Raw genomic sequence first — 22,496 nt, forward strand, 5'->3', positions numbered from 1 at the left:
ACATGACTGAGGCATATATTTACGACGCGGTGCGCAGCCCCCGTGGCAAAGGCCGCAAAGACGGCAGCCTGCACGAGGTCACCGCCGCGCGCCTGTCTGCGCAGATGCTCAACGCCATCAAGACCCGCAGTGGGCTGACCGGCCACGCCGTCGAGGACGTGATATGGGGCAATGTGACCCAAGTTGGTGAACAAGGCGGCTGCTTGGCACGCACGGCAGTTTTGGCCTCAGATCTTGATGAACGCATCCCTGGCCTTGCGATCAATCGGTTTTGCGCCTCAGGCATGGAAGCTGTCAATCTGGCCGCAAACCAAATCAAAGGCGGGGCTGGCATGGCCTATATCGCTGGCGGTGTAGAAATGATGGGTCGCGTGCCCATGGGCTCTGACGGGGCGGCGATTGCGGTCGACCCGAGCATCGCGATGGACACCTATTTCGTCCCCCAAGGCATTTCCGCCGATATCATCGCCACCGAATTTGGCTTCACCCGCGAAGATGCCGACGCTTTGGCGGTCGAGTCGCAAAAGCGTGCGGCAATGGCTTGGGCTGACGGTCGTTTCAAGGGCTCAATCGTGCCAGTGCTGGACCAAAACGGCTTGACCATTTTGGACACAGACGAATACATGCGCCCAGGCACCGATATCGAAGCACTTACCAAGTTAAGACCTGCGTTCAAAGACATGGGCGAAGTGATGCCCGGCTTTGATAGAGTCGCCTTGATGAAATACCCCCATTTGGAAGCGATCAATCACATCCACCATGCGGGCAACTCATCGGGCATCGTTGATGGCTCCGCCGCTGTGCTGATCGGCAACAAAGAATTTGGTGAAAAATTCGGACTAAAACCTCGCGCGCGTATTCGTGCCACCGCGAAAATCGGCACAGACCCCACCATCATGCTGACAGGCCCCGTGCCCGCGACACAAAAAATTCTTGCCGACAATGGCATGACTATTTCTGATATCGATTTGTTTGAGGTGAACGAAGCATTTGCCTCTGTCGTTTTGCGCTTTATGCAGGCCTTTGATGTCGACAGCTCCATAGTTAACGTCAACGGCGGATCGATTGCCATGGGTCACCCACTTGGGGCCACAGGGGCGATGATCATCGGCACACTTTTGGACGAGCTGGAACGCACCGGCAAAGGCGTGGGCTTGGCGACGCTGTGCATTGCCTCTGGCATGGGTGCTGCAACCATCATTGAACGGATGTAACAGATGACAGATTTTACATATGAAATCGACACAGACGGCGTCGCCGTTATCACGTGGGACGTCACCGCCAAAAGCATGAATGTCCTCTCGCTCGAAGGCCTTGCGGATCTGGACGCTCATATCGATGCAGCCCTGACAGACGATAGCGTCAAAGGCGTGGTGATCACCTCGGGCAAAGACACATTCGCGGGCGGGATGGATTTGAACATCATCGCCGCGATGAAAAACAGCGCGGGCGACAACCCCGCCAAAGGGCTGTTCGAGGGCACGATGGCGATGCACGCAATCTTGCGCAAGATTGAGCGCGCAGGCATGGACCCCAAGACCAACAAAGGCGGCAAACCGATTGCAGCGGCTCTGACTGGCACGGCGCTTGGCATCGGGTTGGAATTGCCACAGGCCTGTCACCGCATTTTCGCGGCGGACAATGCGAAAGCCAAAATCGGCCTGCCAGAGATCAAAGTCGGAATCTTTCCCGGTGCGGGCGGCACAACGCGGATTTCACGCAAACTTGGCGCCATGGCAGCCTCGCCGATCTTGTTGCAAGGCCAAATGATGGACCCGAAAAAGGCGAAAGCCAGCGGCGTCATCGACGAGGTTGTGCCTGCGGATGAGCTATTGTCATCGGCCAAGGCTTGGGTGCTTTCGGCCAAGGACGCTGACATCTTGAAACCTTGGGACGCTAAGGGTTGGAAAATGCCCGGCGGCGCGCCCTACCACCCTGCGGGGTTCATGACCTTTGTCGGAGCCTCCGCCATGGTCAACGGCCAAACGCAGGGCGTCTATCCCGCGGCGAAAGCCATGTTGTCGGCAATCTATGAAGGCGCTCAAGTGCCGTTTGACACAGCTCTTAAGATCGAGGCGCGTTGGTTCACCAATGTCTTGATGAACCCCTCGTCTGGCGCAATGATCCGGTCCTTGTTCATCAACAAAGAGGCGCTGGAAAAAGGTGCCAACCGTCCCGAAGTAAGCGATCAGTCCGTCAAACGCGTCGGCATCATCGGCGCTGGCATGATGGGGGCTGGCATCGCCTATGTATCGGCCAAGGCGGGGATCGATGTTGTGTTGATCGACGCCAAACAAGAAAGCGCAGACAAAGGCAAATCCTATTCCGAAGGTATTTTGGACAAAGGCATCGCCCGCAAAAAAGAGACCGCTGACAGCAAAATCGACGTGCTTGCACGCATCACTGCAACCACCGATTACAACGCGCTTGCGGGCTGTGATTTGATTGTCGAGGCCGTGTTCGAAGACCCGTCTGTCAAGGCCGAAGTCACAGCCAAAGTTGAGGCAATCGTTGGCGCAGACTGTATTTTTGCCACCAACACCTCGACCCTGCCCATCACCGCATTGGCCAAGGCGTCTATGCGTCCTGAGCAGTTCATCGGCATTCATTTCTTTAGCCCCGTGGACAAAATGCTATTGGTCGAGATCATCAAAGGTCAAAAGACTGGCGACATCGCCGTGGCTAAAGCGCTTGATTTCGTAAGACAAATTCGAAAAACGCCAATTGTTGTCAATGACGCGCGGTTCTTTTACGCCAACCGCTGCATCATCCCTTACATCAACGAGGGGGTGCGCATGGCGGCCGAAGGTGTTGAGCTGCCGCTTATTGAGAATGCAGCAAAACTTTTGGGAATGCCGCTTGGGCCGTTGCAATTGATTGATGAGACTTCTGTGGATTTGGGCGTGAAAATCGCCAAGGCCACCAAGGAGGCCATGGGCGATGATTACCCTGACGAGGCCGTGGACGAGGTTGTGTTCTGGATGGCAGACCAAGGACGGTTGGGCCGCAAAGTGAACGCAGGCTTTTACGACTACGACGAACGCGGCAAACGTGGTGCGCTTTGGACTGGTTTTGCGAATGAGTTCCCAACGGCTGAAAGCCAGCCTGAATTGGATGAGGTGCAGCACCGCTTGATCATGGCGCAGGTTCTTGAGGCCGTGCGTGCTTTGGAAGCCGGCGTGTTGACGGATATTCGCGAAGGCGATGTCGGCGCGATTTTGGGGTGGGGCTTTATGCCTTGGTCCGGTGGGCCCTTCAGCTGGCTGGACATCATCGGCGCCGCCAAAGCCGTGGACATGTGTGACAAGCTTACGGCGACGCATGGTTCGCGGTTTGAAACACCTGCATTGCTGCGCGACATCGCGGACGCAAATGAGACGTTTTATGAACGTTTCGGCACAGGCGTAGACAGCAAAGCGGCCTAGGCCTTTACCAGCCAAAACAAAACGCGCCTCGAATAGTCAGAACATTCGAGGCGCGTTTTTGATGGGCCTGCTGTCAAATTCTCGAGATGTTATGCGACGTGACTCGCCGTCATAGACAAAAGGGCAGCGCCATCACCGGCCGCCCCGTCACAAGATCGCCTTTCGCTGGCAGGCGATGAACCAAGGCGCCGACATTGACAAAAACAATCTGTTCGGCGTCAAAATATATCGTGATAGCGTCTACAGTGCCGCGCGGTTTGATGCTGATCAAGCCAGAAAAATATACGGTACGAAGATAAGATCATTTCTTTAATCGCGCAAACCTGTTTGCGTGAATGCATAGCCAAAACGCGCGATATCTGTAGCGCAAAGTTTTGCCACAACATCGCGATCAGCATCAGTGTAATAGCCCCTGAAATCACGCATGCGCGGTGACGCGTTTTTGCGCGCGATCGGACTAAGGCAAAATCCAAGGTGATCCCATAAAGGCCTCAAATCCTGATCAAGGGTCTCAAGGCGTATAAAAAGTCCCGCGCGCTCTACGCCTGTAGTGTCGGTCACGTAATAAGAATAAGGAAACGCCAAGGACTTGAGCGTTGACGTATCATTCAAGAACGTCGAAAAATCGACCGTCTTGGCCAAATGCACTGAAGGGTGATCCCAATTTTGCAGTTTAAGCCAATGATAGTAGCTTACGATCCTGTCCCATGGATTGCGCACCAGCGTGAAGACCAAATATGCATCCAACGCGCTTTGCGGCACCACCGCCTCAATATCTGAAAGCCGCGCATGTTTACTTAAATTGCAATCCGAATTCAACATTTTCATACGTTTTCGGCGTTTCACAGCCTTGGGCGTATCGCCAACGAGCAGATCATCCGCCATTGCACGCCCCTCCAACGCCAAACTCAGCGCCGTCCCACCCGTTTTGGGAATGTGGACAAAAATGTATTTGCGACCGTGTGAAATAATCATAGGCCCAAACTAACCTGACCCGAGGACTTCGAAAACCGCCAAATCATCATTTCGAGCGCCAAATCACGCGACCGTCGATTGTTATGGACCATAATCCACGGTAGATTGCTCCAAAGAAACAATAAATGAGCAGCCCGCGCATGACCGCGCTATCCGAATATGATCGTCTCGAAGCATCAGCGCTTTGGCGTCCTGAAGGGGAAACCCAACGGGTGGAAGTGATTGTGTCTTTGGGAGAAGCGACGCTAACGATCAGTGATCCCAACGACACGCCTCTGTCGCATTGGTCTTTGCCTGCAATCGAACGCGTGAATGGCGCTACCGAACGTCTTGCTGTTTTCGCCCCAGGTCCAGACACCGCTGAACGTCTTGAAACAGAAGACGAGGCCATGATAGCGGCCATTTTGAAGATCCAACGGGCTGTTGTTCAAGGGTCGTCGCATCATGGACGGTTGCGCGGTATTTTGTATGGCGCTGCCTGTTTCAGCGTTTTGGCACTTGGTATCTTTTGGCTGCCCGGTGCATTAGTGCGCCAAGCCGTGACAATTGTTCCCAACGTCACCCGCACGCAGATTGGTGACGCTTTGCTTACCCGTATCGAGCGGCTGTCCGGTCAACCATGTGATACTGTGCATGGTGCACGCGCGTTGCAGGCGCTTAAATCTAGGCTGCAGACCAATGGAGCAGGCGACATCGTGGTTTTACGCAGTGGCGTCAACACTGCGCTACACCTGCCCGGCGGGATTATCTTGCTCAATCGTAGCGTGATCGAAGACTTTGAAGACCCCGACGTCGTCGCAGGGTTCGTTTTGGCTGAGCAGCAACGTGCGGCAGATGCCGACCCGCTTGAACATCTTTTGCGCAGCGCCGGATTGATCACATCACTACGGCTGTTGACCAGCGGTGAAATTCCAGACGAGGCACTGGATGCCTACGCCGAAGAGATGATGCGTCAAGACCTTGAGCCGATTGACACAGAGCGTTTGATAGACCGCTTTGCCACAGCTGAAGTCCGCACCGCGCCCTATGCCTATGCCCAAGACATCACAGGCGTCAGCACTTTGCCATTGATCGAAGCAGACGCCGTACGGGTGCAGTCTGCGCGCCCCGTGTTGGTTGACGGCGATTGGGTCGCTTTGCAAAACATCTGCGAGGGTTGAGTTCACAGTCTTCTATACTAAAACGATAAAAGCCCCTGCAAAAACAGAGGCTTCTCTCACTTAATACAACGCTGTGCGACGACATTATTTACGTGCAAAAGCGTCACTATATCCAACGGACCGTGCTTGCCCCAAAGCTTGCATGGTTTGCTGTGGGCTGGCGAAAGGCCCTGCAAGCACCATTTTGAGTTGCTTACCATTGCGGTTCAAGATCTGTGAAGACACAGGCATCCCCATCGCTGACAAACGTGCAATGGATTTATCTGCATTCGACGGCACGCCAAATGTCCCAACTTGCACATAACGCAGACCGCTAGCGGCGGCCTGACGCGCGACGGGCGTGATGACCGGTGCCACGGATTTAGTTGAAACACGAATGTCTTGATACGTCTCTGTCGCTGATGGCTGGGCATAAGTTACAACGCCTTGCGCAGGCTTTGGACCTATTCCAAACAGTTTCTGCCAGAATGTCAGTGGCACGCCAGTTTCGACGGGATAGGAAGGAACGGTGTTTGTCCAAACCTGTGCTTGTTGGTAATCGCCTGCCAAAGTTTGAGGACCACGATTTGGGTTGAAACGCCCATCGTCAAATACACGGCGGTAGCCCGTAGGGGTCTGCACGGACACCGGCGCTGAATACGCCACACCAAGTTCGCGCCCTCTGCGTGAGACTTCAGCAAGATCGACATTCGCTTGAGCGACCCGTTGAATATAGGCCGAGGGATGCACAGCCTGAGGGCCACACCGCACAGCGAGCTTTGACGATGTGCGCATGTACTGGGCAGCGTTGCCACTCAGGCCATTGCAATTGGATGTGACGGGTGCCGCCGTTGCAGCAACCAGATACTGTGTCTGCGGGGCTTTTTGGAGTGGCAAAGGTAAGACCGCAGAGGGGGCAACAACGGCTGGCGTTGGTGATTTGATCGCCACACGCACCAATGTTGGTTCTGTCGTGGTCAAGGTGCCACCGTCCGCTCTGCGCACTGTAATCCCAGCTGGCAAGCGTTTCAAAATATAGTCTGGGGATTGCGTCGATGCCGCGGTACAGCGCAAAGGTTGGCCCGCCGCATTTGTACCGCAAGTCTGGCCCACGATTTCAGCGTCTGCCAGCGTTGCGCGTTTGACAGGAGCTGATTTTACAACAGCTTTTGCAGCAGCGACAACGGGCTTAGGCGCTACAGGTTCGACTTGAGGTGCCAACTTGACGGGGGCCGCCGCAGGGAAAGATGTTCTTTTCGAAGGGGCTGACACTTGTTCAGGGATTGTCGTCGTGGTGGCCACAGTTGCCAATGGCGCTTTGGCACCTGCCGGCAAAACTGGGTCTGGGATCACCGGAAGACTGGCCTGCGCATTTGTCAAAGACGGCTGGAAGCCACATAAAACCTTACGATCACGTGAGACACGCGGCACCCAGATGACATGGCCACTATGGCCAGAACGCACATAAGCACAGCCAGCGCTGTCCACATACTGGCTCGCTTTATAGCTGGCAGGCGGAAACTCTGTTGGTTCGTCTGCATTTCGCAGTGACGTGCGCGCATTTAAGCCCGTCACGCCCAGCGTCGCAGCCAACACGGCAATAGAAATAATTCTGATCGTCTTCATTATGTGCCCCCACACAAGATATAGTGTGTAGAGTAACGTAAATCAGCAATCTTTCCTAGAGCCAAATCGCCTATTTAGTGCCAAACATGCGATCGCCCGCATCCCCTAGTCCTGGAATGATATATCCTTTGTCATTCAGGCATTCATCCACCGAGGCGGTCACGATTGGCACATCTGGATGTGCTTTTTTCATCGTTTCCACACCTTCTGGGGAAGCCAACAAGCACAAGAACCGAATATTCGTGGCCCCTGCTTTCTTCAGCAAATCGATTGCTGCAACCGAAGAATTACCTGTTGCAAGCATCGGGTCAACTGCGATCACCAAGCGATCTTCCAGCGATTCCGGCACCTTAAAGTAATATTGGACAGGTTCCAACGTTTCCTCGTCGCGGTACAATCCGACAAATCCAACACGCGCAGACGGGATCAATTCCAGCACCCCGTCCAGCAAGCCATTGCCTGCGCGCAAGATCGAAATCAACGCCAGTTTCTTGCCCGCCAGCACAGGCGCGTCCATTGGCTGCATCGGGGTGTCGATGCGTTTGGTTGTCATGTCCAATTCACGCGTGACCTCATAGGCCAAAAGTTGCGAAATCTCGCGCAGCAATTGGCGAAATTCTGCCGTCGATGTCGCCTTGTCGCGCATCAAAGTCAGTTTGTGTTGCACCAAAGGATGGGTGACGACGGTGAGGTGCTCAAGCATCATTTTGCTCCAAAGTTTTTTGTAAGACTGCGCGGGTGGCTTTATCGCAAAAGGCTGCGTCGAGTGCTGTTTGATTGAGCGCTGTGAAATCGGTAGCATCCCATCCGAAAGCATCGGACAGATCCCCAAATTCTTTGCGCATTGTGGTGTGGAAAAAGGGCGGATCGTCCGTCGATACAGTGACTTTGACGCCGCGCTCGCGCAGTTTTGCAATCGGATGATCGCTCAACGACACATAGACGCCCAGCGCTACGTTCGAGCCGGGGCAGACCTCGAGCACCACGTCTTTTTCCAAAATTTCGTCGATCAGCGCGTCATCCTCAATAGCACGCACGCCATGCCCGATACGCGTCACGCCCAAATCACGGATCGCGTCGCGCACACTGTCAGGGCCACCCCATTCGCCCGCATGCGATGTCAACTGAAGCCCTGCTTCTTTGGCCATATCAAAGGCATAGGCATAGTCACGTTGCGCGCCAAAGACTTCATCGCCCCCCATGCCAAAGCCTGTAACAAAGCCGCCGGCGGTTTCAGCGGCACAAATCGCGGTCTTTTTCGCTTGATCAGGCCCAAAATGGCGCACGCAGGTGGGAATACCCTTTAGGATAATTCCAGCCTCGGCCTGCATTTCATCGGCGGCTTGTTCAATCGCGGCCAAATAGTCTTTCCATGCGATCAAATCACCGCCACCACAAAAATCAGGGGCTAGAAAAGTCTCAGCATAGATCACCTGATTGGCGGCGCATTCCTCAAGAACCGCACGGGTCAGACGGTAAAAATCTTGCGGGCTTTGCAGCACGGTTGTCGCGGCCTCATAAACTTTGAGAAAATCCCAAAAGTCTTTGTATTTATAGGCGCCGTTCTCGTCAAAAATTCCGCCAATATCGAGTTTTTTCTCCTTGGCCAAACCGCGAATAAACGCAGGCGGCGCAGCCCCTTCAAGGTGCAAGTGCAACTCAAGTTTTTTGAGGTCCTGAACTGTCATAGAAAACTCCTTCCAGGCCCTTGCGCGGGAACCCCAAGATGTTCGGCAATCGAAGCCGCAACATCCACAAAACTCACATTACCAATGGGCTTCATACCAACGCCCAGACCCAAAACGGGCACACATTCACGGGTGTGATCAGTACCGACCCATGTGGGGTCATTGCCGTGGTCAGCAGTGAATATAATCAGGTCGCCCTCTCTTATGCGCAACAACAATCGCGCGATCTGCGCATCGAACCATTCAAGATGGCGTGCATACCCAGATACATCACGGCGATGCCCGAATTTGCTGTCAAATTCGACAAAATTGGCAAAAACAAATGCGCCATCCGGAGCCTCGTCCATCACGTCGGAAAGATGGTCAAACAAAACGTCATCCGTGCCTTTGCGCAGATCGTCCACGCCCCGCATTGAAAAAATATCTCCAATTTTTCCAATAGCATAAGTCTTGCGGCCTGCCTCCTGTGCCCAATCCAACAGCGTCGGGCTGGGTGGCACGATTGCATAGTCGTGGCGATTTTGGGTGCGTATAAATCCCTCGTCAACCGAACCAACAAAAGGACGCGCAATCACCCGTCCGATTTTCATCTCATGCAAAACAGGCGCAAGATCTTTGCAAAGCTGCAACAAGCGCTCAAGCCCGAAATGCTCTTCATGTGCGGCAATCTGCATAACACTGTCAGCCGAGGTATAGATAATCGGCCAGCCCGTCTCGACATGCTGCGCGCCAAATTGGTCAATGACATCCGTGCCAGAGGCATGGCAATTGGCCAAGGTCCCGCCAGCCCCACATAAATGTGCGGTTTCATCCATAATATCGTTGGGAAAGGCCGGCGCTTCATCGGGGAAAAAATGCCAGTCCCAAGGCACAGGAACCCCTGCCAATTCCCAATGACCAGACGGCGTATCCTTACCACGAGACACTTCAGTGGCGACGCCATACAGGCCCTCAGGCTTGGCCGTCAAACCGGGGGCCGGATCCGCACTCGCATGCGCCATCGCGGCGCCAAGACCGATCATGTCCAAATGCGGAATATTCAAATGACCAGAGCGCCCAATTTCCGCACGCCCCTCAGCACAGGCCTGTGCGATATGTGCGACGGTGTTGGCGCCTGTATCGGGCACATCGCCGTTGAAAAACGTATCGGCGTCCGGCGCGCCACCAACCCCAACGGAATCCATAACAATTAAAAACGCACGGGTCATACAGACACCTTTTCCAAAATAAGTTTTAGCGGTTCTGGCGCAGTATTACCAATTTCAATAGCACAAAGCAAAGCAGCCTCAGCAGCATCCGCATCGTCCAAATTGCGCGCATGGATGGTTGCAATCAAAACATCTCCATCCACAGGCTCGCCCAATTCGCAAACGTTTGTCAAACCAACCGCTGGATCAATCCGTTCCCCACCGTTGGTACGACCACCCCCCAAATGAACGACAGCCATGCCCAATGCATGCCCATCCATCGCGCTGACAAACCCTGCATGCGGCGCCATGACATCGCGCACCACAGGAGCCGACGGCAGGCGATCCCGCCAGAGATCAACGAAATCCGCAGGTCCGCCCAGCGCAGTGACCATTTGGCCGAACCGCTCTGCAGCGGATCCATCGGTCAAAGTATCGCGCACAGCCCAACTTGCGGCGTCAACATCGTCAGACAAACCGCTTAGCACCATCAACTCTCCGCCCAAAGCGCAAGTTAAGTCGCACAAATCGTTATCAACTTCACCAGACGTCAGCGCCTTCATCACTTCCATAATTTCAAGCGCATTGCCAAGAGATGGACAACATGGCTGGTTCATATCAGTGATCAAAGCCGACGTCTTGCACCCTGCCCCATTCGCCGTCGTCACAAGGCTTTGCGCCAAGGTGCGCGCCTCTTCAATGGTTGTCATGAACGCACCAGAACCGCACTTCACATCCAAGACCAAAGCCTCCAACCCTGCGGCCAGTTTTTTGGACAGGATCGATGCGGTGATTAGATCGATGCTTTCCACCGTGCCCGACACATCGCGAATGCCGTACAAACGCTTATCAGCAGGCGCGATTGCACCCGTGGCTGAGACGATCGCACAGCCCACCTTGGTGACGACATCGCGAAACTTGTCCTCTGACACTTCTGTTTTCAGGCCAGGAATGGATTCCAATTTATCAAGTGTGCCGCCCGTGTGGCCAAGGCCGCGCCCTGACACCATGGGCACATAAGCCCCCAAAGCGGCCAAAGCGGGCGCGAGCAACAAAGACACGCAATCGCCGATGCCGCCGGTGGAATGCTTATCGATGGTTGGCTCGGAGTAGTCCCAACGCATGACATCACCACTGTCACGCATCGCCAAAGTCAGCGCCACACGTTCAGGATCAGACATGCCATTGAGCAATGCAGCCATGGCAAAGGCACCGGCTTGGGCGTCGGTCACAACACCAGACGCCAAACCAGCGGCAAACCAATTCAATTCGGAATCGAAAAGCCCCTGCTTATCACGCAGTTTTGCAATTATATCGCGTGCATCCATGGACATCAGGTTTCCAACTGATCTTTCGAGAAGGCCCCCGGCAAAAGCGCGCCAACTGTCGTTTGCGCCTCGACCCCATTGAGATTGGCCATCGTCACCACGACATCATCGTCTGCGAATTCTCTCAGCTTTTGGCGGCATCCGCCACAAGGCTGCACGGGCACAGGCGCATCTGCAATGACTGCGACTTCTGCGATCCGCGTGTGCCCTGCCGCGATCATCGCAGCAATTGCGCCAGCTTCGGCGCAAGTCCCCTCAGGATAGGCCGCGTTTTCGACATTCACCCCGACGAAAACCTCGCCAGATGTGCTGCGCAAGGCAACTCCAACTTTAAAGTTTGAATAAGGTGCGTAGGCTTTGTCGCGGATGTCTCGGGCGGCAGCTAATAAGGACATGAGATTACCTGATAAATTTGACTGTTTGGTCTAGAGTGCGCTGCTCGATAACAGGATGCAAGAGTCTTGGGAAAAATCTGTAGTCAGAACCAATCAAATGACGCACCGTCGCACAAAAACGGTTATAGTTTGCGCTAACATCGTCTAGTTTTTGTTGGAGGGGCTTGAAGGAAGCCCACTGACAAGCGTACAGGCATGCTCAATGGCGTCAGCTTTGACGTAGCGAAAAAAATAGTTTAACACTAAACTAAAGCTTTGGAGGCACACATGGCGGACGACACACGCAAGGACACACTGCGCAAGGCGGCTCTGGATTACCACGAATTCCCTAAACCCGGAAAATTGGAAATTCGCGCAACCAAGCCGCTTGCCAATGGACGCGACCTCTCATTGGCCTATAGCCCCGGCGTCGCCGAAGCCTGCCTAGAGATCAAAGCCGACCCAAGCACATCCAGTCGCTACACGTCTCGTGGCAACCTTGTGGCTGTAATTTCAAACGGCTCTGCTGTTTTGGGGTTGGGCAATATTGGTGCTGCCGCCTCCAAACCTGTGATGGAAGGCAAAGCGGTTCTGTTCAAAAAGTTCGCCAATATCGATTGCTTTGACATTGAAGTGAATGAAAGCGATCCCGAAAAATTGGCCGACATTGTCTGTTCACTTGAGCCAACATTTGGCGCGATCAATTTGGAAGACATCAAGGCGCCCGATTGCTTTATCGTTGAGCAATTGTGTCGTGAACGTATGAACATCCCTGTGTTCCATGATGACCAACACGGGACAGCCATTGTTGTCGGTGCCGCTGCGACCAATGCGCTTTTGGTTCAAAAGAAGAACTTCGAAGACATTAAAGTGGTGTCAACCGGCGGCGGCGCGGCCGGGATTGCCTGCTTGAACATGCTGTTAAAACTGGGCGTGAAACGCGAAAACGTTTGGCTCTGTGACATTGCTGGTCTTGTTTACGAGGGCCGCACCGAAGAAATGACGCCACAAAAAGAAGCCTATGCGCAAAAAAGCGACCTGCGTACGTTGGACGATGTCGTGGATGGCGCTGACTTATTCTTGGGTCTATCTGGCCCTGGCGTTTTGAAACCTGAAATGGTCACAAAGATGGCCAAAGCGCCGATCATTTTCGCGCTGGCCAACCCGAACCCTGAAATCGATCCTGCAGACTTGGCCAAAGTCGCCCCCGACGCGATCATCGCCACAGGGCGCTCCGACTATCCGAACCAAGTCAACAACGTGCTGTGCTTTCCGTTCATTTTCCGCGGTGCCTTGGATGTCGGCGCGTCCGAGATTAACGACGAGATGAAAATCGCCTGCATCGAAGGCATCGCCGCCCTTGCCCGCGCCACCACATCAGCTGAAGCCGCGGCAGCATACAGCGGCGAGCGCATGACCTTTGGTCCTGACTATTTGATCCCCAAGCCTTTTGACCCACGCCTTATGGGTGTCGTGGCCACAGCCGTAGCACGCGCCGCGATGGAAAGCGGTGTGGCCACACGCCCGGTTGCTGACATCGAAGCCTACAAAGCTTCGCTTGATCATTCCGTGTTCAAGTCCGCTATGATCATGCGCCCTGTCTTTGCGGCAGCATCACAAGTTGAACGCCGCATCGCCTTTGCTGAGGGCGAAAACGAAAGCGTTCTGCGCGCCGCCAATGCGATGATCGAAGAAACCACAGACATGCCGATCTTGATTGGCCGTCCCGATGTGATCGCAATGCGTGCAGAGCGAGCAGGTTTGAAAATTCGCCCAGGTGTCGATTTTGAAATCGTGAACCCTGAAAGCGACAGCCGCTACAGACAGTATTGGCAGGCTTATCACGGCTTGATGGAGCGCAAAGGCGTGACACCAGATTTGGCAAAAGCCATTATGCGCACCAACACAACAGCCATCGGTGCGATCATGGTGCAGCAAGACCATGCCGACAGCTTGATCTGCGGAACCTTTGGTCAATATCTTTGGCACCTCAATTACTTAACCCAAATTTTGGGCACCAAAGAATTGCATCCAATTGGGGCTTTGTCTTTGATGATATTGGAAGACGGGCCACTGTTTATAGCGGATACCCATGTGCATCCAGAGCCAACCCCACAGCAAATCGCCGAAACGGTTATCGCGACAGCGCGCCACATTCGCCGCTTTAGAGCCGAGCCGCAAATAGCGCTGTGTTCGCATTCTCAGTTCGGAAATTTGGATTGCGATACGGGGCGTCGCATGCGGGCTGCACTTGAGATTTTGGACTCAGAGCCACGTGATTTTGCATACGAGGGCGAAATGCACATCGATTCAGCTTTGGATCCAGAGTTGCGCAACCGGATTTTCCCCGCCTCACGTCTGACAGAACCCGCCAACGCTTTGGTTTTCGCCAATGCGGATGCGGCCTCGGGTGTTCGCAACATATTGAAAACAAAAGGTGGCGGACTTGAAGTCGGCCCGATTTTGATGGGCCTCGCCAACAAAGCGCATGTCGTCACCCCGTCGATTACGCCCCGCGGCCTGTTGAATATGTCCGCGATCGCTGGCACGCCTGTATCGCATTACGGCTAAGCACAAAACGCCCTCCCATGAGATTTACCGATGGGAGGGCGTATCCTTTGCCAGAAAGACTGTACAGACCCGCGAATTGCAAAGTTTGCAAACTGGTCCGCTACACAGATTTGCAGAATTTCCATCAACATTTCGCGCCCTTCTTGTTATCAGTGGTTATAGCGCAGTGAGCGCGTGAAAAACTTGTCTCCTGAGGAGGGTTGCGGTGGCGAGATGCCACTCTTCTTGACAAGTCTAGTCACAAGCGCTCGTTATTTCTGCGCACATGAGCGAGGAGATAAGTCATGGGCCACACCGGCAGTTACGCGGACGTTTACGACGCTTGGAAAGCAGATCCAGAAACATTTTGGATGACTGCTGCAACACAAATCCATTGGTTTCAAAAGCCAACAAAGGCGCTGTTCGATGAAAACGCACCCATATATGAGTGGTTCTCTGACGGATTGACCAACACTTGTTACAACGCCGTGGATCGTCATGTCGCAGACGGGCGTGGCGCGCAGGCTGCCATTATTTACGACAGCCCCGTGACCAACACCAAGCAAACAATTTCATTCAACGATCTGCAAGATCGCGTCGCCAGTTTGGCTGGTGCCTTGCGCGCAAAAGGCGTCGAAAAAGGCGACCGCGTAATCATCTACATGCCAATGATTCCTGAGGCACTGGAAGCGATGCTGGCCTGTGCCCGTTTGGGGGCTGTGCATTCCGTGGTCTTTGGCGGATTTGCAGCCAATGAATTGGCCGTGCGGATTGATGATGCCACCCCCAAAGCGATCATCGCGGCCTCTTGCGGGATCGAACCAAACCGCGTGGTGCACTATAAGCCGCTGCTAGACAATGCGATTGATCTTGCACAGCACACACCGGATTTCACCGTTATATTGCAACGCGAACAAGAGGTTGCCGACCTAAATCCAGAGCGCGATTTTGATTGGCACGGGTTCCAATTTGGTGTTGAGCCTGCAGACTGTGTACCAGTTGAGGGCAACCATCCTGCTTATATCTTGTACACGTCCGGGACCACAGGTGCGCCAAAAGGCGTTATTCGCCATACGGGCGGGCAGCTTGTCGCGCTCAATTGGACGATGAAAAACATTTACAATGTGAACCCCGGTGATGTTTTCTGGGCGGCTTCTGATGTGGGCTGGGTCGTAGGCCACTCTTATATTTGCTACGGACCTCTTATTCACGGTAACACCACCGTGGTGTTCGAAGGTAAACCTGTCGGCACACCGGATGCAGGCGCCTTTTGGCGTGTCATAGAAGATCACAACGTCAAAGTGCTGTTCACGGCTCCTACAGCTTTCCGCGCCATCAAACGCGAAGACCCTACAGGCGCATTGATTGCTGATTACGACCTGAGCAGCTTGCAATCTCTGTTTTTGGCCGGTGAACGCGCTGACCCTGACACGATTATCTGGGCGCAAACCCTGCTGAAAAAGCCGGTAATCGACCATTGGTGGCAGACCGAAACGGGTTGGGGTATCGCTGCAAATCCGCTTGGGATTGAAGAACTGCCCGTCAAAGTTGGCTCGCCTTCTGTGGCGATGCCAGGCTACGATATTCATATTTTGGATGAAGCAGGTCATGAGGTTGCGGCTGGCGAGCTTGGCGTGATCGCTGTAAAGTTGCCCTTGCCGCCAGGCACTTTTCCCAACCTGTGGAACGCCGAAGATCGATTCAAAAGCAGTTACTTATCACATTTTCCAGGTTATTATGAGACGGGTGATGCTGGGATCAAAGACGAAGACGGATACCTGTACATCATGGCACGCACAGATGACGTGATCAACGTGGCGGGCCACCGTCTGTCGACCGGCGCGATGGAAGAAGTTTTGGCCTCTCACCCAGACGTCGCTGAATGCGCAGTGATCGGGGTTGCAGACACACTTAAAGGACAAATGCCTCTCGGGTTTCTATGTTTGAACGCGGGCGTAGACCGCCCTGTTGAGGAAATCGTGCGCGAAGTGGTCACCGATGTGCGCGGAAAAATTGGACCCGTCGCGGCGTTCAAATTGGCTTGCGTGGTTGACCGTTTGCCCAAGACACGATCCGGAAAAATTCTACGCGCCACCATGGCTAAGATCGCAGACGGCGACGCGTTCAAAATGCCGGCAACTATTGATGATCCTGAAATTTTAACTGAGATTAAGGCAGCTTTGCAGGATCTCGGTTACGCAAAAGACTAAATTTTACCTCAGAATGCCTGTTTCTCAGCAGCCTTGTGGTTAAAATAGTATTAATCACAAGGTAAGCTTTCAAAACGCTCCCTTGTCGGGGCGCGTTTTTCTATGTTTGGTTTATAGACTGGAAAGTATGCTACTTTATAGACCGGAAAGTACGCTACAGTGGCACATAAAGACGATATCGCGAGACACCCCACAACCGTCAGAGTCGCGGACGCGGGGCTATTTTCGTTTCTATCACATGATATCCGGTCCTCTTTTTCGGAAGTATCCGCAGGCCTCAACGCGTTGTCCTATTCACTCAAAGATACCCAATCACGCAATGACGTTCGCCAACTGATCGCCGCAAGCGACCATTTGGGACGTCTGTTGCGCGACGCGCTAACCATGGTTGCTGGCGAACACGCAATACAGCCCCCCGAATTTGGTGACACCAATGTAGGCGAGTTTTTGTCGACGCTCTTTCTAAGATGGAACAAAATTGTCGTCGATACAGGCGTGGTCCTTGAATTCGATGCACACCCGTCCCTGCCTCAGAGCCTTCAAATTGACGTGCTTGCGGTGGAGCGCATCTTATCTAACTTGGTGTCAAACGCGGCGCGCCATGCAAAGGGAGGAAAAATTGAACTTCATGCAGAGTATTGCGAGCAAAAAGGGCTTTGCATAACCGTGCGCGACCATGGTGACGGTTTCACACAAGCACAGCTCGCGACAATATTTGACTTCCCCCCTGCTCCTGTGGGCGCAGGAGAGCCCGGCTCAGGATACGGATTGCGCATTGCATACAGCCTATGTGAGAGCATGGGTGGCACGTTGCGAGCCAAAAATGCAAAGGACGGCGGGGCGATTTTGACCTTGAAGTTGCCGGCACCCTCCATTCCTGAAATCGCTCCATATATGCAGAATGACACCGTGATGTCATTGCTTCAGGGGCGTTCGGCCTTGATCGTTGATGACGGTGCTGTGCATCGTATTTCTTTGCGCGCCCAGTTGGAAGGCATAGGACTGTTGGTTGAAGAAGCTGATGGCGGTGCTGAAGCCATTGATGCGCTTCTGCGCCATAAATTTGATTTGATGTTTTTAGATATCGAGATGCCAATTTTTTCGGGGATAGATCTTTTGCAGACGTTAAGAGAGCGCAAGATCACCCTGCCAGCAACTATTGGTGTTACGGTTCATGTTTTTGAGCGCAACCACGCAGCCATCAAAGCGGCAGGCGCGCTGTCTGTGCTGAATAAGCCCGTGTCCAATGCAGCCTATTTGCACAACGCCATTCTATCAGCGCTGCACCTTGCCCCACCTTTCACGCCCGGAACTCTAAGCGAGACCCGCATCGGTGCATTCTGTGCTGAAACGCACATCCAAAACCTTGGGGCGCTGATTGAGGCATTAAATCCTGATGCGCGGCAAACATTTTTATCTCAATTGGAAAACGACTTCTCGACACAACTGACGACAGCTCAGAATTTAGTGGCTCGCGAAATGTCGCAGATTGACAAGGAGGCATTTGCGCGCTGCGCACATGCACTTGCGGGCCTCTTCGCGACCTCATACGCCCCTGCAGCCCACCAACGGGCACTCGATATGGAACGCAAAGTGTTCACCGCCCACCGCTCAGAAGTCATTGCGCTTCTGGACACTCTGAGCCAAGATGCAAAGATTATAAAAAAAACAATTCATTTACTCAAACATAAGAAATAGGTTGGAATGCCACACACTCCGATTTTGATCATCGACGACAATGAAAGCCACATAACACTGTACAATTCAGCTCTGAACGACGCTGGATTCCAAACTGTTTGTGCCCGTTCCATAGCTGAGGCCATAGCACTTGCAGCCTTGCACAAGCCCAGAATAGCTTTGGTAGATTTAGTTCTGCCAGATGGAACAGGGAATGACTTAATCACGACGTTGCGTGCACAAAACTCAGACATTAGAGTGATCGTCGTCACGGCCTATCCGTCGGTTGACCGCGCGATTGAAGCCATGCGTTTGGGCGTTTTTGACTTTCTCGTAAAGCCCGTAGATCCGCAGACTTTGCTCAACGCTGTGACCAACGCTCGTTCTGATCGCAATCATTCTGTCGACCCCAAACAAATGTTTCACGATTCTCCGGCTCTTGGAGGCTTAATTGGCTCAAGCGATGCGATGAAGACGGTTTGCGAGACGATCAGAGCTGTCGCTGGTTCTGTCGCTACCGTCTTTATCACGGGTGAAAACGGGACAGGGAAAGCGCAATGCGCTAAGGCCATACATGCTTTATCGGCTATCTCTGCCAGCCCCTTCATTCCCGTCAACTGCAGCGCAATGACGGACGGACGCTCCGGATTTGAAATTTTCGGTCATGTTGCAGGCGCATTGAACGGGCACAACGTAGAAAAAATTGGCGCTGCAGAGCAAGCCCATGGCGGCACGTTGTTCTTGGACGAAGTCTGCGAGTTGGAGTCTTCGGCGCAGGCGCAATTGTTACAGCTGCTCCAAACATCCAGTGTCACCCCGCACGGAGCAGCCAAACCACGCCGCGTGAAAATCCGCATCATTTGCTCTTCTTCCAAAGAACCGCTTGAACAGGTCAAGTTAGGAAAATTTAGAGCCGATCTTTACTATCGTTTGAACGTCGTGCCGATCAATCTACCGCCTCTGCGTGACCGTGGGCTGGATGTGATAGAAATCGCTGAGGCGATGGTGATAAGATATGCCGCCAAGGAAAAACGCCCTGCCCGCATGTTGTCACAAGAAGCAAAGTCGCAGTTTCTCAGCTACAGTTGGCCTGGCAACATTCGTGAGCTAATGAATCTGCTGTGGCACTGTGTCGTCGTCGGCAATGATCAGGCTATCGAATTGCAACACATGCCGAGCCACATGCAAAACATAAGTCTCGCGTCGGAAGAGGACAGCCAACAGCACCCTACGAAGGTCGATCTTTTACAGTATATACAGGGCAAAACATTAGCCCAGATTGAGCGTGAAATCATCGAAATCGCTATTGCGCGAGCTGGCGGCTCTATACCGCTCGCATCCAAATACTTGGATGTATCACCGTCAACGATCTACCGAAAACTGGAATCTTGGGGATGCCCAGCCCGTGGCCCGCGTAAAACAGACTCATCCTGACTTGCGAGCGGCTGAACCGGTACGTAGGCCAAAACCTGCGGCGAAATCAGACAAACTGCTCGGTCAAAAGGCGTTCTTCAAGGCCGTGGCCAGGATCAAACAAGATGCGATGTTTGACGCTAGGCACCGAAGTGATTTCGACCCAATCCACGTTACGTACTGACCGGCTGTCTGCATCCGCCATCACAGGGCGCTTACTGCGCTCTAACACGTCAAAACGCACCTTGGCTGTATTGGGCAACAACGCACCACGCCAGCGGCGCGGGCGAAATGCGGCCAAAGCTGTGAGCGCCAAAACATCAGATCCAATGGGCAAAATAGGTCCCCGTGCAGAATAGTTATACGCTGTTGATCCTGCAGGCGTTGCCAAAAGCGCACCGTCACACACAAGCTCTTCCATCCGGACTTTGCCATCAACCGAAACCCGCAGCTTGGCGGCTTGTGGGCCGGCGCGAAGCAAAGACACCTCATTGATCGCCAACATATTATGCTGCACGCCATCGCCATCTTGTGCGACCATCGACAAAGGGTGGATCACCTCTTCTTCTGCCACTGTCAGCCGATCGATCAAATCGCCTTCGCGAAACTCGTTCATCAAAAACCCAACGGTGCCGCAATTCATCCCGTAGACAGGCGTGTCCAAATGCATCGTGCTGTGCAGCGTTTGCAACATAAACCCATCGCCGCCCAAAGCGACGATCAAATCGGCCTCTTGCGCTGGAACGCTCGGGTATTTCGCAGACAGGCGCTCTAACGCGCGTTGCGCGATTTGTGCGTCGCTGGCTGCAAGGGCTATTTTGACCATAGTTTTATGTCCGATCCATACGCGCCTGCAAGAAATCCGAACTGGCGCACAGCTGTGGGTAGCAAATCACAGCGCAGAATTCACGCGTTTTTCGAAGCCTAACAAATTTAATCCTTTTTTTTCCACCCAACGACGCACGACACGAAGTAACAGGAATTGCACGCCCACTGAGACGAAATCGACACCAAACAACGCATTCATCATCATTATGCGCACGACGAGGGTTTCCCAAGTGTAACGATTTAGCTAAACACGCGGCAACACTCCCCTGCTGCCAAGGAGCACACCATGACAACCAATGTACGTGACGCCGGTTTTTTCACTGAAAGCCTGTCTTCCCGCGATCCTGAACTGTTCGGCTCAATGCAAAAAGAGCTTGGCCGTCAGCGCAATGAAATTGAATTGATCGCGTCTGAGAACATCGTCTCTGCCGCCGTCATGGAAGCCCAAGGCTCAGTGCTCACCAACAAGTACGCCGAAGGCTACCCTGGGCGTCGTTACTATGGTGGCTGCCAATATGTGGACATCGCAGAAAACCTCGCCCGTGATCGCGCGAAAGAGTTGTTCGACGTTAAGTATGTGAATGTTCAGCCAAATTCTGGTTCACAAGCCAACCAAGGTGTCTTCACTGCGCTCTTGCAGCCTGGTGATACGATCCTCGGCATGTCGCTTGACGCTGGCGGTCACTTGACCCACGGCGCTAAGCCAAACCAGTCTGGCAAGTGGTTCAACGCCATCCAATACGGCGTGCGCATGCAAGACCAACGCATCGACTACGATCAAATCCAAGAACTCGCCAATGAGCACAAACCAAAGATGCTCATCGCGGGCGGCTCTGCGATCCCACGTCAGGTCGATTTCAAGAAGATGCGCGAAATCGCTGATTCTGTTGGCGCGATCCTCATGGTCGACATGGCGCACTTTGCGGGCCTCGTGGCTGGTGGTCAGCACCCGTCCCCGTTCCCATATGCAGATGTGGCAACCACAACGACCCACAAAACCTTGCGCGGCCCACGTGGCGGCATGATCCTGACCAACGATGTTGAGATCGCCAAAAAGGTCAACTCTGCCATCTTCCCAGGCATCCAAGGTGGTCCTTTGATGCATGTAATCGCAGCCAAAGCCGTTGCGTTCGGTGAAGCCTTGCGTCCTGAGTTCAAAGAATACGCCAAACAGGTGATCTTGAATGCGCAAGCGCTGTCTGATCAACTGATGAAAGGTGGCCTTGATATTGTCACTGGCGGCACTGACACCCACGTGTTGCTCGTTGACCTGCGCCCCAAAGGCGTGAACGGCAAGATCACTGAGGCGGCTCTTGAGCGCGCTCACATCACCTGTAACAAAAACGGCATCCCGTTTGACCCTGAGCCACCGATGATCACGTCTGGCGTGCGTCTTGGCACCCCTGCGGGCACCACGCGCGGCTTTGGTGAAGCTGAGTTCCGCTTGATTGCGGATTGGATCGTCGAAGTTGTTGATGGTTTGGCCGCCAATGGCGAAGACGGCAACGCTGAAGTCGAAGCCACTGTACGCGCCAAAGTCGAGGCTTTGACAGAAAAATTTCCGCTTTACCCAAACCTGTAAAGCATTGATTTTATGATTTTAAAGGGGCCCTCGGGCCCCTTTTCCTATGGGCCAACCTGTTCTTATGGGCCAACCTGATGGGGCGTGAGGCCCTATACTGAACGGCCCACGAGAAACTTAAACCAGCCCACGCCAAACCAAGATCGTCACGACGGCCCCGAAAATCAGAATCGCGATCAAAGCAATCAAAGCGAGAAAATCCAAAAAACGCCCCATCCGACGCTTGAACGGATCGATACTTTCCAAATGGCCCGTGAGATTTCGGATGGCGCGATCGACGGGTTTTTGATTGATCGTGCGCGCCAATTTTGGGTGTGTTTCCAAGGCCATAGCATCAACAATCACCGCGCCGTCGCGACGGGCCCAACGGGGCAAAGCACGCCCTGCTTTGCGTAATTTCGCCTCAAATCCGGTGCCCGTATGAATGCCCAAACGCTCGGATATAAGCGTGGCAAGGTGGTCGGATTTTTGAGCGATACTGTTTTCCATGGATG

17 protein-coding genes are annotated in these 22,496 nt (G+C 53.6%); 8 read left to right on the forward strand and 9 right to left on the reverse strand.

Annotated elements, in window-relative coordinates:
* Nucleotides 1-2: 2 nt before the first annotated feature.
* A complete protein-coding gene (locus WNY38_RS03050) occupies nt 3-1,214 on the forward strand; it encodes an acetyl-CoA C-acetyltransferase (protein WP_342855852.1) in 1,212 nt (403 codons plus the stop codon).
* Between the two features lie 3 nt (nt 1,215-1,217).
* Complete coding sequence (locus WNY38_RS03055; protein ID WP_342855853.1) at nt 1,218-3,425, forward strand: FAD-dependent oxidoreductase; 2,208 nt, start codon at nt 1,218-1,220, stop codon at nt 3,423-3,425.
* 309 nt (nt 3,426-3,734) lie between these two features.
* Here the strand turns inward: WNY38_RS03055 and WNY38_RS03060 are convergent, their stop codons facing one another.
* Entirely contained in the window at nt 3,735-4,400 is a 666-nt protein-coding gene (locus tag WNY38_RS03060; protein ID WP_342855854.1) for a sulfotransferase family 2 domain-containing protein, read from the reverse strand.
* Between the two features lie 125 nt (nt 4,401-4,525).
* Here WNY38_RS03060 and WNY38_RS03065 point away from each other — a divergent pair, with 125 nt between their 5' ends.
* Nucleotides 4,526-5,560, forward strand: a complete 1,035-nt coding sequence (locus WNY38_RS03065; protein WP_342855855.1) for a hypothetical protein — start codon at nt 4,526-4,528, stop codon at nt 5,558-5,560.
* Between the two features lie 84 nt (nt 5,561-5,644).
* Here WNY38_RS03065 and WNY38_RS03070 read toward each other — a convergent pair whose 3' ends face one another.
* The 6 genes from WNY38_RS03070 to cdd all read right to left on the reverse strand — a co-directional run bounded on the left by WNY38_RS03070 (nt 5,645) and on the right by cdd (nt 11,763).
* Nucleotides 5,645-7,165, reverse strand: a complete 1,521-nt coding sequence (locus WNY38_RS03070; protein ID WP_342855856.1) for an SPOR domain-containing protein — start codon at nt 7,163-7,165, stop codon at nt 5,645-5,647.
* A gap of 70 nt (nt 7,166-7,235) precedes the next feature.
* Nucleotides 7,236-7,868, reverse strand: coding sequence for a uracil phosphoribosyltransferase (upp, locus tag WNY38_RS03075; RefSeq protein ID WP_342855857.1), 633 nt, complete (start codon nt 7,866-7,868; stop codon nt 7,236-7,238).
* Nucleotides 7,861-8,853, reverse strand: coding sequence for an adenosine deaminase (locus WNY38_RS03080; protein WP_342855858.1), 993 nt, complete (start codon nt 8,851-8,853; stop codon nt 7,861-7,863). The genes upp and WNY38_RS03080 overlap by 8 nt, the downstream gene beginning before the upstream one ends.
* A complete protein-coding gene (locus WNY38_RS03085; protein ID WP_342855859.1) occupies nt 8,850-10,061 on the reverse strand; it encodes a phosphopentomutase in 1,212 nt (403 codons plus the stop codon). Before WNY38_RS03085 ends, WNY38_RS03080 begins: the two co-directional genes overlap by 4 nt.
* On the reverse strand, nt 10,058-11,368 hold the full coding sequence (locus tag WNY38_RS03090) for a thymidine phosphorylase (RefSeq protein WP_342856079.1): 1,311 nt from the start codon (nt 11,366-11,368) through the stop codon (nt 10,058-10,060). Before WNY38_RS03090 ends, WNY38_RS03085 begins: the two co-directional genes overlap by 4 nt.
* 5 nt (nt 11,369-11,373) lie before the next feature.
* Nucleotides 11,374-11,763 carry a cytidine deaminase gene (cdd, locus tag WNY38_RS03095; RefSeq protein ID WP_342855860.1) on the reverse strand — a complete coding sequence of 130 codons (390 nt, stop codon included), beginning with the start codon at nt 11,761-11,763 and terminating at the stop codon, nt 11,374-11,376.
* Nucleotides 11,764-12,030: 267 nt separating this feature from the next.
* On the opposite strand from cdd, the gene WNY38_RS03100 reads away from it, so the two are divergent.
* The 4 genes from WNY38_RS03100 to WNY38_RS03115 all read left to right on the forward strand — a co-directional run bounded on the left by WNY38_RS03100 (nt 12,031) and on the right by WNY38_RS03115 (nt 19,613).
* Nucleotides 12,031-14,313, forward strand: a complete 2,283-nt coding sequence (locus tag WNY38_RS03100; protein ID WP_342855861.1) for an NADP-dependent malic enzyme — start codon at nt 12,031-12,033, stop codon at nt 14,311-14,313.
* A 284-nt stretch (nt 14,314-14,597) separates the two neighbouring features.
* A complete protein-coding gene (locus WNY38_RS03105; protein WP_342855862.1) occupies nt 14,598-16,502 on the forward strand; it encodes a propionyl-CoA synthetase in 1,905 nt (634 codons plus the stop codon).
* A 159-nt stretch (nt 16,503-16,661) separates the two neighbouring features.
* Nucleotides 16,662-18,200 (forward strand): hybrid sensor histidine kinase/response regulator, encoded by a 1,539-nt coding sequence (locus WNY38_RS03110; RefSeq protein WP_342855863.1) that lies wholly within the window; start codon nt 16,662-16,664, stop codon nt 18,198-18,200.
* Nucleotides 18,201-18,206: 6 nt separating this feature from the next.
* Entirely contained in the window at nt 18,207-19,613 is a 1,407-nt protein-coding gene (locus tag WNY38_RS03115) for a sigma-54 dependent transcriptional regulator (protein WP_342855864.1), read from the forward strand.
* A 46-nt stretch (nt 19,614-19,659) separates the two neighbouring features.
* On the opposite strand, the gene WNY38_RS03120 is transcribed toward WNY38_RS03115, so the two are convergent.
* Complete coding sequence (locus tag WNY38_RS03120; RefSeq protein ID WP_342855865.1) at nt 19,660-20,418, reverse strand: NAD kinase; 759 nt, start codon at nt 20,416-20,418, stop codon at nt 19,660-19,662.
* Between the two features lie 288 nt (nt 20,419-20,706).
* Between WNY38_RS03120 and glyA the strand changes: the two genes are divergently transcribed.
* A complete protein-coding gene (gene glyA, locus WNY38_RS03125; protein ID WP_342855866.1) occupies nt 20,707-22,002 on the forward strand; it encodes a serine hydroxymethyltransferase in 1,296 nt (431 codons plus the stop codon).
* A gap of 117 nt (nt 22,003-22,119) precedes the next feature.
* Here the strand turns inward: glyA and WNY38_RS03130 are convergent, their stop codons facing one another.
* Nucleotides 22,120-22,491, reverse strand: a complete 372-nt coding sequence (locus tag WNY38_RS03130) for a hypothetical protein (RefSeq protein ID WP_342855867.1) — start codon at nt 22,489-22,491, stop codon at nt 22,120-22,122.
* Nucleotides 22,492-22,496: the final 5 nt, after the last annotated feature.

Source organism: Pacificibacter sp. AS14, assembly GCF_038899935.1.
In the GTDB taxonomy this organism is placed as follows: domain Bacteria; phylum Pseudomonadota; class Alphaproteobacteria; order Rhodobacterales; family Rhodobacteraceae; genus Celeribacter.

Excerpts from the sequence above, each read along its gene's own strand:
- WNY38_RS03050 (WP_342855852.1), top strand. The coding sequence starts at position 3 with ATGACTGAGGCATATATTTACGACGCGGTGCGCAGCCCCCGTGGCAAA.
- WNY38_RS03055 (WP_342855853.1), top strand. The coding sequence starts at position 1,218 with ATGACAGATTTTACATATGAAATCGACACAGACGGCGTCGCCGTTATC.
- WNY38_RS03060 (WP_342855854.1), bottom strand. The coding sequence starts at position 4,400 with ATGATTATTTCACACGGTCGCAAATACATTTTTGTCCACATTCCCAAA.
- WNY38_RS03065 (WP_342855855.1), top strand. The coding sequence starts at position 4,526 with ATGAGCAGCCCGCGCATGACCGCGCTATCCGAATATGATCGTCTCGAA.
- WNY38_RS03070 (WP_342855856.1), bottom strand. The coding sequence starts at position 7,165 with ATGAAGACGATCAGAATTATTTCTATTGCCGTGTTGGCTGCGACGCTG.
- upp (WP_342855857.1), bottom strand. The coding sequence starts at position 7,868 with ATGCTTGAGCACCTCACCGTCGTCACCCATCCTTTGGTGCAACACAAA.
- WNY38_RS03080 (WP_342855858.1), bottom strand. The coding sequence starts at position 8,853 with ATGACAGTTCAGGACCTCAAAAAACTTGAGTTGCACTTGCACCTTGAA.
- WNY38_RS03085 (WP_342855859.1), bottom strand. The coding sequence starts at position 10,061 with ATGACCCGTGCGTTTTTAATTGTTATGGATTCCGTTGGGGTTGGTGGC.
- WNY38_RS03090 (WP_342856079.1), bottom strand. The coding sequence starts at position 11,368 with ATGGATGCACGCGATATAATTGCAAAACTGCGTGATAAGCAGGGGCTT.
- cdd (WP_342855860.1), bottom strand. The coding sequence starts at position 11,763 with ATGTCCTTATTAGCTGCCGCCCGAGACATCCGCGACAAAGCCTACGCA.
- WNY38_RS03100 (WP_342855861.1), top strand. The coding sequence starts at position 12,031 with ATGGCGGACGACACACGCAAGGACACACTGCGCAAGGCGGCTCTGGAT.
- WNY38_RS03105 (WP_342855862.1), top strand. The coding sequence starts at position 14,598 with ATGGGCCACACCGGCAGTTACGCGGACGTTTACGACGCTTGGAAAGCA.
- WNY38_RS03115 (WP_342855864.1), top strand. The coding sequence starts at position 18,207 with ATGCCACACACTCCGATTTTGATCATCGACGACAATGAAAGCCACATA.
- WNY38_RS03120 (WP_342855865.1), bottom strand. The coding sequence starts at position 20,418 with ATGGTCAAAATAGCCCTTGCAGCCAGCGACGCACAAATCGCGCAACGC.
- glyA (WP_342855866.1), top strand. The coding sequence starts at position 20,707 with ATGACAACCAATGTACGTGACGCCGGTTTTTTCACTGAAAGCCTGTCT.
- WNY38_RS03130 (WP_342855867.1), bottom strand. The coding sequence starts at position 22,491 with ATGGAAAACAGTATCGCTCAAAAATCCGACCACCTTGCCACGCTTATA.